8 protein-coding genes are annotated in these 11,795 nt (G+C 49.9%); all 8 read left to right on the forward strand.

Features of this window, described 5'->3' with window-relative positions; genetic code table 11:
* Position 1 precedes the first annotated feature (1 nt).
* The 8 genes from ACFQ1C_RS15605 to rplY all read left to right on the forward strand — a co-directional run bounded on the left by ACFQ1C_RS15605 (position 2) and on the right by rplY (position 11,769).
* Positions 2-1,438: an aspartate kinase gene (locus ACFQ1C_RS15605; RefSeq protein ID WP_379559600.1), complete on the forward strand. Its 1,437-nt coding sequence runs from the start codon at positions 2-4 to the stop codon at positions 1,436-1,438.
* A gap of 225 nt (positions 1,439-1,663) precedes the next feature.
* On the forward strand, positions 1,664-1,945 hold the full coding sequence (gene ppiC / locus ACFQ1C_RS15610; protein WP_379559601.1) for a peptidylprolyl isomerase PpiC: 282 nt from the start codon (positions 1,664-1,666) through the stop codon (positions 1,943-1,945).
* A 70-nt stretch (positions 1,946-2,015) separates the two neighbouring features.
* Entirely contained in the window at positions 2,016-3,638 is a 1,623-nt protein-coding gene (locus ACFQ1C_RS15615; protein WP_379559602.1) for a DUF2813 domain-containing protein, read from the forward strand.
* Between the two features lie 124 nt (positions 3,639-3,762).
* Positions 3,763-4,503, forward strand: a complete 741-nt coding sequence (locus tag ACFQ1C_RS15620) for a hypothetical protein (protein WP_379559603.1) — start codon at positions 3,763-3,765, stop codon at positions 4,501-4,503.
* 93 nt (positions 4,504-4,596) lie between these two features.
* Positions 4,597-5,733 (forward strand): MFS transporter, encoded by a 1,137-nt coding sequence (locus ACFQ1C_RS15625; RefSeq protein WP_379559604.1) that lies wholly within the window; start codon positions 4,597-4,599, stop codon positions 5,731-5,733.
* 341 nt (positions 5,734-6,074) lie between these two features.
* Positions 6,075-6,548: an outer membrane lipoprotein gene (locus ACFQ1C_RS15630; protein WP_379559605.1), complete on the forward strand. Its 474-nt coding sequence runs from the start codon at positions 6,075-6,077 to the stop codon at positions 6,546-6,548.
* Between the two features lie 930 nt (positions 6,549-7,478).
* Positions 7,479-11,354 (forward strand): ATP-dependent RNA helicase HrpA, encoded by a 3,876-nt coding sequence (gene hrpA / locus ACFQ1C_RS15635; RefSeq protein WP_379559606.1) that lies wholly within the window; start codon positions 7,479-7,481, stop codon positions 11,352-11,354.
* Between the two features lie 127 nt (positions 11,355-11,481).
* On the forward strand, positions 11,482-11,769 hold the full coding sequence (rplY, locus tag ACFQ1C_RS15640; protein ID WP_379559607.1) for a 50S ribosomal protein L25: 288 nt from the start codon (positions 11,482-11,484) through the stop codon (positions 11,767-11,769).
* Positions 11,770-11,795 lie beyond the last annotated feature (26 nt).

Raw genomic sequence — 11,795 nt, forward strand, 5'->3', positions numbered from 1 at the left:
AGTGTCACACACAGTAGAAAAGATTGGCGGTACCTCAATGAGTCAGTATGAGGCGGTACGCGATAATGTCGTGCTACATAACCGTACTCCCGAACAATATTATCAGCGTATGCTCGTGGTATCGGCCTTTGGTGGTGTTACCGATGGCCTGTTGGAATGCAAACGTACCGGTGCGCCAGGAGTATATGCCACCTATGCAGATGCCGAAGATGACAGTGCATGGGAGCAAACCCTAGATAACGTATGCAACCGCATGGCACAAATTAACGAAGATATGTTTGGCCGCACTCCTGAGCGAGCGTTGGCAGACTCATTTCTGCAAGACCGCATCGCCGGTATTCGTGATTGTTTGCATCACTTGCGCCAAGTGTGCGCTTTTGGTCAGTTTCAGTTGGCCGAACAGCTGCAAACTATCCGTGAACTGCTGGCCGCGATGGGGGAGGCCCACAGTGCCCACAACATGGTGCTGTATTTACGTCAAAGTGGCGTCAATGCGGTATTAATGGACTTAACGGGCTGGCGCACCGATGAGGCACTGCCGTTAGATGAAGTGCTAGAGCAAGCCATGGCACGCTTTGATTTATCAAGCCAGTTACCGGTAGTAACCGGTTATGCTCATTGTAAAGAAGGTCTAATGAGTCGTTTCGATCGTGGTTACAGCGAAATGACTTTTAGCCGATTAGCGGTGTTAAGTGGTGCACGCGAAGCGATTATCCACAAAGAATTTCACCTCAGTAGTGCCGATCCACGTTTAGCGGGTCAAGACCAAGTTATTCCTATTGGTCGTACTAACTACGATGTGACCGACCAACTGTCTAACTTAGGTATGGAAGCGATTCACCCTCAAGCGGCGAAGGGCTTGCGTCAGCAAGATATTCCACTGCGGGTACGTAACACCTTTGAGCCCAATCACGAAGGTACCTTGATTACGACCGATTATCGCAGCCCGTCACCTTGTGTAGAGATGGTCGCAGGGCGTCGTAATATTTTTGCGGTGGAGCTATTTGACCAAGACATGGTGGGCCGCGTGTCTCATTATGCCGAGTGCTTTACCGATGAGCTGGACGGCATGCGTTTGAACTTAGTGTCTAAAGACATGAATGCCAACACGCTGACTTATTATATTTCTGGCAACCGTAAAACCGTGCGTACCTTGGTAAGCGCCTTGCAGCGTCGCTTTGAAAATGCCGATATTAATACCCATAAAGTATCTGTGGTGTCGGCTGTGGGCAGCGACATGAGTATTCCTGGTTTGCTGGCGCGCTCTGTCGTCGCCCTCAATAAGGCTCAAGTGCCGGTACGCGCCGTGCATCAGTCATTGCGAGCAGTAGAAATGCAATTTATTGTTGATGATGAATACTATGAACAAGCCATAGTGTCGTTGCACGATGAATTAGTACAAACCAATGCCGAAACGGTCGCGCTCGCCGTCGCTTAAAAAAGCGAGGAGTGCATAAATTAACTACCGTACTCCCGCAGTATAAGGCACCGTAAGCATTTAAATCCCCCGCTATTAGCTAGCGGGGGATTTTTTATTCCCTTCACGCTTCACCCTTCACCCTTTACCCTTCACGGCTTGGTCTTTAACGTATAGCTTACTGCTTTCTCTTCTCCCTACTTTTTGGCACACTTACTGCTTGATTTCTAATAAGTGGATGTGTTTATGGCCAAGCGTGCCTGTGCCTTACATATTTTGGTAAAAACCGAAGCCGAATGTCTGGCGCTAAAAAAACAACTTGCCGATGGGGCTGACTTTCACAAGTTGGCAAAAAAGCACTCTACTTGCCCCTCAGGTAAGCGAGGCGGTGACTTGGGCGAGTTTAAGAAAGGCGATATGGTTGGATCGGTAGATAAAGCGGTGTTTTCTGGACCAGAACTGACAATTCAAGGTCCGGTTAAAAGCCGCTTTGGCTATCATTTGATTAAAGTGCTCTATCGTAATTAACAGTGAGTTAAGCACAGCGCGGTGAACGACTGGCCGTCTGTCGGCATGACAAACTTACCAAGGACTACCGATGTTTCTTGAGCATATTCAAATCCGTAACTTTATGGGCCTTAATCAGCTGTCGCTATCCCTAAACCAGAGCACGGCGCTGATGGGAGAAAATGCTTGGGGAAAAACCAGCTTATTTCGTGCCTTATGGCGTTTAATGGGGCAGGGCGGCTGTTGCTATCAGTTTGTGGACGAAGACTTTTATCGTACCGACTCAGATGAGCTGGTTGATGAACTGCAAATTGTGCTGACCTATCGCGAACATCGCCCCGGCATCAGCGAGCACTCTTCTCGATTAGCACGCCTCGAGCCGGTGTGGGTTAAGCATAAAGACGGCTTTCATCGAGTGTACTACCGGGCGCTGGCCCAGCGCCGCGGCCAAGATATTATCAGTGAGCACGGCTTTATTAATGGGGCCGGCGTACCGCTGGAGTTAGACGGTGCACAGCATTTAGTGCATCAGCTAATTGAAATGAACCCGGTGTTTCGCTTGCGTGACTCGCGAGGCACACCTCAAGATTTACCGATTGTTAATTTAAACGGCGATTATGATCAACTGTTAACCCAGCTGAGTGAACAATTAGCAGCAGAAGACGAGTTAACTAAACAAGACATTAAGGCGGGCCTTGATGCGGTACGCCAATTGCTTGAGCACTACTTTACGCCACAAGGCGCGACCAGCCGAGCCCCCAGACGCGCCCGTGATATTGCTATTCACCCCGTTACTCTAAGCCAGTTGGGTAAGTTCAATAGTTGGCAGCCCAAAGGGGAAGAAAGTGACTTGTCTGTGGCACTGTCTGCTATCGCACATACCATTTTGCAGGCGAGAGGGGGGCGACCAATAGAGAAGGGCGCGAGACCCTTGCTGCTGATAGAAGATCCCGAAAGCCGCCTGCATCCCACTATGCTGGCCATTACCTGGGGCATTTTAGACCGATTTCCGGGTCAAAAGCTGGTAACTACCAACTCGGGAGATTTACTGTCGGCGTTTCCTCTGCATCATTTACGTCGCTTAGTACGCCTAAAAGACGAGACTAAAAGCTTTCAAATCGGTAACGAAAAATACAATGGCGAAGACATGCGCCGCATCGCGTTTCATGTGCGCATTAACCGGCCCATGTCGTTGTTTGCTCGCTATTGGTTGCTGGTGGAAGGGGAAACCGAAATTTGGTTATTGAATGAACTGGCGCGAATTTGTGGTTATGTGCTGCCAGCAGAAGGGATCCGCATTATCGAGTTTGCTCAGTGTGGCCATAGCCCGTTGATTAAAGTGGCGCGCGATTTCGGTATTGGTTGGCATCTGCTAACTGACGGCGATGGCGCGGGGCAAAAATATGCGCAAGGGGTACGCAGCTTACTGCGAGGCGAGCGAGAGGAAGACCATCTTACGGTGTTGCCACGAATCGATATTGAACATTACTTATATGATAATGGCTTAGAGTCGGTGTTTCGCCAAGAAGCTCAAATTTATGACAAGCACACGCCACCCAGCCGTATTATAGAGCGCGCCCTTAGTCGACGGAGTAAACCGGGCATGGCCTTGGCGGTTATAGAAGCCATTGAGCTACAAGGTGTGAAAAGAGTGCCGATAGAGTTAAGGCGCATGTTTGCCCGCATGGTCGCTAACGCCCGCCGACAGCGCTAGGGCTTTTAATATACGCCCCCCGTGAAGAGTGAAGGGTGAGCGCTAAAGAGTGAAGAGGTCGATATAACAAAACACTTCACCCTTTACCCTTCACCGAAATCTACTTATTTTTGGAGAGAAAGAAATGACAGAACACATGGCGGCGCGACTGTTTGCGCCCCTCGTATTAACCGCAATTGCGGCCTTGGGATTATTGCTGTGGATATTACGCAATGGCGATTTATGCCCAGGTCAGCGACGACGCATTAGTGATGGCTTGATCTCGGTGTGGGCGGTATTTGGCTTGGCGTTAATGCTGTCGGTAGAAGCCAATGTGCCCAACTTTATGTTGTGGCTGGGTGGGGCGACCTTAATTGCAGGCTTAAGCGCGGCTCTATATCAGTCCCGCTTACAAGGTAAGCGCAGCCTGCCTCTAAGCTGGCATTGGCCTGCCTTGGGGCTGGCGCTGTGTTATGGCGTGGCTTTGTTGCTGCGCGAGGGTGCTGGCGCGCTATTGATGGCCGGTGCCGGAGGCTGCGTATTTACCCATTTAATTATGGTGCGTGCTAAGCATCGCCTGCAGGCGTTTAATCTCTTGTTGCCGTTGGTGGGCATTGGCTTTGCCATCGGCTGGCTGTTGCTTTTGTTGGCGCAGACGTTGTGGATACAAAGTGATCCGCACACCTTGCTTGATACGAGTCGCTTAATTACGCCGTTTGGTCAGATGTGCGCCGCCATTTTACTGGGGGGAATTATTTGGTTATTACCCCTGTTGCGAAAAGAACAAACTAAGCCGCCGGTTGTTGCCGTTGCGGCCTTGTTAATGCTGAGTGCTTTAACCGTGGGACAGGGCATTATCTGGCAGTTATCGGTTAACATTAGTTAAACAGCAAAAAAATTGCAGGCAGTGTTAAATTTTTCTCGTTGTACTTAACTCTGTCTCCTTCCTAGAATGCGCGCCTCAAAACTCGGAGGCGTCATGCACTTAATACCCCTTTATCTTCATCTAACATTGCTTACCTTGGGTAATGCTTTTTTGCTGACTCTGGTTGCCGTGTATTTGAATGCACAGGGAGCGCCTGCGGCACAAATTGGCCTGGTAGGCTCGGCTTTTTATCTGGGTATGCTGGGTGCGAGCTTTTTTGCTGATAAATTTATTCAGCGGTTAGGACATGTGCAGGCGCTGGTATTTTGCTGTCTTGCGCTAGCCCTCGCTGCTTTGGCGTTAACCTGGACCAGCCTGTTACCGGTATGGCTAGCGCTGCGGGTATTAGCGGGCATGGCGGCCGCTATTGGCTTTGTGGCAGTTGAAAGCTGGGTGTTGGGTGTGGCGCCTTTGCATCAACGTACTCGTTCAATGGCACGTTATATGCTGGTGTACTACTTCAGTTATGGCATTAGTCAGTTATTTATCGACTGGATACCGCTGTCGGGCATGCTAGGTTTTTGGTTGGCGAGCAGCTTATGTATTTTGTCTGTAGTGCCATTGCTTTGGGCCAAACGACCCGACTTGGAAAATGAAGCCGAGAGCAATGGTGCGAGCGGTAAGCCGCCTCGTTCCGAGCGGGCTTTGGGGTTGGTAGGGTGTCTGGTGGCGGGTATGTTGTTAGGTACCTTGTCTGCGTTGATGCCGATTCAACTTGAACAGTTGGCTCTGGGTGATGAAATAGGCCTTTATATGGCGTGGCTTATTTTATGTGGCATGGCATTTCAGCTGCCTAATGGTAGTTTGGCCGATAAAGTGGGCAAAAGAACCATGATGGCGGTGCAAACGGTAATGATAGGCGCCGGTTGCTTATTGCTTTGGGAATATGATGGCAAGGGCGTTATGTTGCTGGCCTTTGCATTGTTGGGTGCAGGTGGATTTACCCTATACCCGACGACCATGGCGTATGCCTGTGGCAAAATGAACGGACGTGCTTTGGTAAAAATGACGCAAAAGCTGATGTTTGTTTACAGTATTGGGTCTTTGACTGGCCCTATGGTAGCGGGCCTGATGTTGGAAAAATTCCAGTCAGGGCTGTTCTTGTTCGTTATTTTGCTGGTAGCGGGCTGGGGACTGTGGTTATTAATGATGCGTCTGTTGACCGACAAGCCAGTGGGCACCACTATTTAACTCCCCGTATCATTGTTTATTATCCTGCTTATTAACAACAAGGGCTGGCCTAGTGTCGGCCCTTGTTGATCCTGTCGCTTAGTTTCTTCTAATACCAACCCACCCCGAGCGTAGGGTCGCCTTATTTAGGCAAGGAGTATTCGACCTCTTGAGGCCGTGCTATGGTTTTTGGTCGATTGAAATCGGCCCTACGAAAGACATAAAAATCTGACCAGTTAGTTTCCAGATTGGTATAACAGATCCTAGGCGGCTATACTGCTCAGGCGCTAGGCTCATCGCTTTATGGTAGTATTAGTATTGTTCAATGACATCACAAGATAGCACCTGATGGGGATTACAATATGAAACTTAAACTATTATCAACAGTGACCATGGTGGCTGTATTGGGTCTGGCTGGCTGTGCTAATCCTGATGTTTACTCGGGTGATGTGTACGGCAGCGGTGCCGCCAAACAAGCACAAAGTGTTACTTACGGTACAGTGAGTACTGTGCGACCGGTACTCATCCAGGCCGGGGACGAAAACCCTAACTTAATAGGAACTCTGGGTGGCGGTGCCGTGGGCGGTATTTTGGGCCACCAGGTTGGTGGCGGCACAGGCCAAGTATTAGCGACAGCGGTGGGCGCCATTGCCGGCTCGATGATTGGCTCTAGAACCGAAGATAAGGTGAACCAAGTTAAAGCCGTTGAGATTGAAGTACGCACCGACAGCGGTGAAAACTTAATTGTGGTGCAAAAGGCCGATCGTGACTGGCAGCCAGGACAGCGAGTACGTTTAGTCGGCTCGGGTAGCAACCTGAGCGTAGCGCCTTATTAACGGGTAGATACATAAGCTACAACACAAAAAGGCGCCCTAGGGCGCCTTTTTGTTGTGAAACTGTTTTTATCTTCACTTTACGATTTTTTATTATCGTTATTATTTTCTTTGTTACAGTCCTGTCTTCCCGGGCTCATTTACATCTGTGCCAAGGAAGGTGCAGATATGGCGACTAAAGTGGCGCCGACTGTAAAAATGATAGTAATAATTAATTCTTTCATTTTTAACCTTCCTCAACAATGGTCTGTGTTCATAATATACGTCACCACTGGTCCCTTTTCAATCTCTATTTGTAATTTAAGTGCGTTAGGGTGCTTTTTTTGTCTGTAACGCTTATTTTTGTCAATGATGCTTTCCGTTACCGTGCTATTTCGCTGTTATATTATTGATATTTTCACTTTGGTGTTTTTATTTTCACTTTAAAATCAATGTCTTGATGTGTTAGTGATGGGCTGTGAGATGCTTGGGGTTGAAAGGAGCTGTTTAAGGGAGGTTGAGTCACATTTGGTCGCTTAATGACGGTTGTAACTATAAGCTGTACTTGGAGTCAGTTTTATTGGTGGTAAAAGCACCTCCAATATGAAGATTACAACGGATTTAAGGCTTAACTTGAGGCGAGCACGGTCGCTGCGTCAGTTTCCTAGGAAATAAAGGTGAGATAAACAAAAAAGCGGTGGTCAGTGTATAAAGCAAGCCTCAACTGCATCGCCTTGCGGCTCCCATTGTGGTGCATTTCTGATAAAAACCGGTCGCCAGTTTATAAAGCAAGCCTCAACGGAATCGCCTTGTGGATCCCATTGTGATGCATTTCTGATAGAAACCGGTCGCCAGTTTATAAAGCAAGCCTCAACAGAATCGCCTTGTGGCTCCTATTGTGGAGCATTTCTGATAAACTGCGCGCCAGTTTTTATCGAATAGGTGGGGTTGGGTTTGGCGCAGTCGGTTGAACAGTTGCAGACAAGGCTGAAGGAATGCCGGAGAGCCGAACGTGGGCGTTTTCGTCGGCGTTTGCAAGGCGTGGCAAAATTGCCCGCAGCCAAACAACAAGCAGTGCTAGAGAAGATAGCGCTGCAAATGGCCACGTCCATGGCCGAGCGCAGTCGCCGCCAAGCGCTGCTGGCTCATCCTATTCATTATCCGCCGCAATTGCCGGTAAGCGACAAACGCGACGTTATTAAAGCCGCCATTCGTGATCATCAGGTGGTGATTATTGCCGGCGAAACGGGTTCGGGTAAGACCACGCAGATCCCAAAAATGTGTTTAGAGCTGGGATTTGGTATTGATGGCACTATCGGCCACACTCAGCCGCGGCGGCTGGCGGCACGCAGCGTAGCGGCCCGGCTGGCACAAGAGCTTGAATGTGAGCTTGGCCAGCGCGTAGGTTACAAAATACGTTTTAACGACCAGATCAGTGACTACACTCAAGTTAAGCTGATGACCGATGGCATGCTGCTGGCCGAAATTCAGCAAGACCGCATGCTACGCCAATACGACATCATTATTATTGATGAAGCCCATGAGCGAAGCCTGAATATCGACTTCATTATGGGATATCTAAAGCAGTTACTGCCGAAGCGGCCCGATCTTAAAATTATTATTACCTCGGCTACTATCGATCCCGAGCGTTTTTCTCAGCACTTTAATCAGGCCCCTATTATTACGGTGTCGGGCCGAACCTATCCGGTAGAGCTGCGCTATCGCCCTTTAGTAGACGATAATCGTGACCGTGATCAGCTGCAGGGCATTTTTGATGCGGTTACCGAGCTGACTCATGAAGGGCCGGGCGACATTCTTATTTTTATGAATGGTGAGCGAGAAATTCGCGATACTGCCGATGCGCTCAATAAATTAGAGCTGCGCCACACCGAAGTGGTGCCCCTGTATTCTCGGCTGTCTAATGCCGAGCAAAACCGTATTTTTCAATCCCACACCGGGCGGCGCATTGTGTTGGCCACCAACGTGGCGGAAACGTCGCTGACCGTACCCGGCATTCGCTATGTAATTGATCCCGGCACCGCCCGCATTAGCCGTTATTCTTATCGCACCAAGGTGCAACGATTGCCCATTGAGCCTATTTCTCAGGCTAGCGCCAACCAGCGAATGGGCCGTTGTGGTCGAGTAGAGGCGGGTATTTGTATTCGTCTGTATGGTGAAGACGATTTTATGAATCGTCCGGAATTTACCGATCCAGAAATATTACGCACCAACTTGGCCTCGGTTATTTTGCAGATGCTGTCATTGGGTTTGGGTGACATTTCTGGCTTTCCTTTTGTGGAAGCTCCCGAGCGCAAGCACATCAGTGACGGTATTCGCCTGCTTGAAGAATTAGACGCCGTGTTGGGCGATCAGGGTGATTTAACCTTAACGCCGCTTGGCCAAGATTTAGCGCGCTTGCCCGTCGACCCAAGGCTGGCCCGTATGGTGCTGGCGGCGCGAGATCACGGTTGTGTGACCGAGGTGATGGTGATTGCCGCCGCCCTCAGTATTCAAGACCCGCGAGAACGCCCCCAAGATAAACAACAAGCGGCGGGCGAGATGCATCGTCGTTTTGCTGATACAGATTCAGATTTTATGGCCTACATCAATTTGTGGGACTATTTAAAAGAGCAACAGAAAGCCCTAAGCGGCAATCAGTTTCGCAAGCAGTGCATGAAGGAGTTTTTAAACTACCTAAGAGTGCGCGAGTGGCAGGATATTTATAGCCAATTGAGGCTTGTGGTGCGTGAGCTGGGTTTTGCTCTTAATAGCGAGCCTGCGGATTATAATAGTCTGCACCAGGCACTGCTCAGTGGCATGTTAAGCCAAGTGGGTACGCGCGATGGCGATAAAAAAGACATTTTAGGTGCCCGTAATGCGCGTTTCGTATTAGTGCCGGGTTCATCATTGGCGAAAAAGCCGCCGCGCTGGCTGATGGTGGCCGAGCTCACCGAAACTCATCGTCTTTATGGGCGTACCGCCGCGCGCGTAGAGCTGGACTGGATAGAGCGCGCTGCCGCGCATTTGTTAAAGTCCAGCTACAGCGAGCCGTATTGGTCTAAGCGCCAAGGCGCGGTCATGGGCTATTTAAGTCAGAGCTTATTTGGCTTGCCGGTAGTGGTGCGCCGCCGCGTTAATTACAGCGAAGTAGACCCGACACTATGTCGTGAGTTGTTTATTCGCCAAGCACTGGTGGAAGGGGAGCTGCAAACCCGCCATGAGTTTTTCCACCATAATCGCGCCTTGCTCGATCAAGCCGAAGCCCTAGAGCATAAATCGCGCCGACGTGACTTAGTGATTGACGACGAAACCCTGTTTAGCTTTTATGACGAGCGCTTGCCCGCCGATATCGTCTCTATTCGCCATTTTGACAACTGGTGGCAGCTAGCACACGCCGAACGGCCCGAACGGTTGCACTTTACGCAAGAAATGCTGCTTAACGAGCGGGCCGATAAAGTGACTACGCAAGACTACCCCGACGCCTGGCAGCACGACGGTTTGAACTTGGTGCTGGATTATCAATTTGAGCCCGGGTTAGAAGAAGACGGGGTGACGGTACAGATCCCGCTGCCGTTATTAAATCAGGTAACGGCCGCGCCATTTGCATGGCAGGTGCCGGGGTTGCGCCGCGAGCTGGTTATTAGCCTTATCAAGTCGTTACCTAAACCCCTGCGCAAGCACTTTGTGCCAGCGCCTAACTTTGCCGAAGCGGTGTTGGCCGCGGCCACCCCGCTTGACGGTGAGCTGTTGGAGCAAGTTGAAAAACACCTGCGCCGTATGACGGGTGTGACCGTACCGCGGGAAGAGTGGAACTGGCAGGCGCTGCCCATTCACTTGCTGATGCGCTTTTGTGTGCTAGACGCTAACGGCAAAACATTGGCGGCCGGGCGAGACTTGGACGCGATCAAGCTATCACTACAGGGTCAAGTGCAAACCGCACTTACTCAAGCGGTAGATGACGACCGGTTTGAACAAGAAGAGTTACAGCATTTCCCTGAGCGAACCATTCCTAAAACCTACGCCGCCAAGCGAGCCGGTTTTGAAGTAAAGGCCTATCCAGCCATTGCCGATAAGGGTAATAGTGTGGCACTTACTTTATGTGAAGATGAAGTGAGCCAGGCGCAGACCATGTGGCAAGGACAAAGTCGATTATTGTTGTTGCAGTTACCGTCACCCATTAAGTATTTGCACGAAAAGCTGCCCAACAAGGCCAAGCTGGGGCTGTATTTTAATCCCTACGGTAAGGTGCTGGACTTGGTGGATGACTGTATTCAAGCCGGTGTGCATACCTTGATGCGCAAACACGGTGCGCCAGCGTGGACACCTGCCGACTTTGAGCAGCTTAAAGACCAGGTAGCCGGTGAGCTGAATCAAACCGTGGCCACCATTGCTCTACAGGTAGAAGAAGTGCTCAGCCAAGCACATGCGGTAAAGAAACGACTGAAGGGCAAAATAGATTTGTCGCAGGCCATGGCAATGTCGGATATTCAGGCGCAACTGGATAGTTTGGTGTTTCGAGGGTTTGTTACGGCCACGGGCGGCGAACGATTGCTCGACATGAGTCGCTACTTAGTCGCCTTGTCACGGCGGTTAGATAAATTGCCTATCGATCCGCAGCGCGATCGCGTTCATCTGTTAAAAATTCAGCAGGTGCAACAAAATTATAAACAGTTGCTGAACAAGCAGCCTAAGGGTAAGCCTCTGCAGCCAGAGGTGGCTGATATCCGCTGGATGATAGAAGAGCTGCGGGTATCCTATTTTGCTCAAACATTAGGCACACCTTATCCGATATCGGATAAACGTATTTTGCAGCAGATAAGTGGCCTATAAGAGCCGAGGCGCTAGGGACATCGTCGCTTTATCTTGTTGTCACCTTGGGTGCGTGTTATTATCCGCGCGATTTTTACAGGCAAATGCCGGTCGCATCGTTTGCCACTAACCTTATAGAGAGAAAATTATGTCATTCGTATTCGAAACTGAAGTTCGTTCAGACCTGGGGAAAGGTGCGAGCCGCCGCCTGCGTCATGAAGACAAAACACCTGCTATTGTTTACGGTGCAGGCCAAGAGCCAGTTGCCATTGCTCTGGATCATAAAAAATTAATCATCGCTCAAGCTGATGATGCTTTTTACAGCGAAGTGCTGACTCTGGTCATTGATGGCAAAGAAGTGAGCGTAAAAGTAAAAGACGTACAGCGTCACCCGTTCAAGCCTAAACTGGCTCACCTGGATTTTGTTCGCGTTTAATAGCGAAAAAATGCAGAAAAAAAACC

The organism is Oceanisphaera ostreae (genome assembly GCF_042676125.1).
GTDB lineage: Bacteria > Pseudomonadota > Gammaproteobacteria > Enterobacterales > Aeromonadaceae > Oceanimonas > Oceanimonas ostreae.

Excerpts from the sequence above, each read along its gene's own strand:
- ppiC (WP_379559601.1), top strand. The coding sequence starts at position 1,664 with ATGGCCAAGCGTGCCTGTGCCTTACATATTTTGGTAAAAACCGAAGCC.
- ACFQ1C_RS15615 (WP_379559602.1), top strand. The coding sequence starts at position 2,016 with ATGTTTCTTGAGCATATTCAAATCCGTAACTTTATGGGCCTTAATCAG.
- ACFQ1C_RS15620 (WP_379559603.1), top strand. The coding sequence starts at position 3,763 with ATGACAGAACACATGGCGGCGCGACTGTTTGCGCCCCTCGTATTAACC.
- ACFQ1C_RS15625 (WP_379559604.1), top strand. The coding sequence starts at position 4,597 with ATGCACTTAATACCCCTTTATCTTCATCTAACATTGCTTACCTTGGGT.
- ACFQ1C_RS15630 (WP_379559605.1), top strand. The coding sequence starts at position 6,075 with ATGAAACTTAAACTATTATCAACAGTGACCATGGTGGCTGTATTGGGT.
- rplY (WP_379559607.1), top strand. The coding sequence starts at position 11,482 with ATGTCATTCGTATTCGAAACTGAAGTTCGTTCAGACCTGGGGAAAGGT.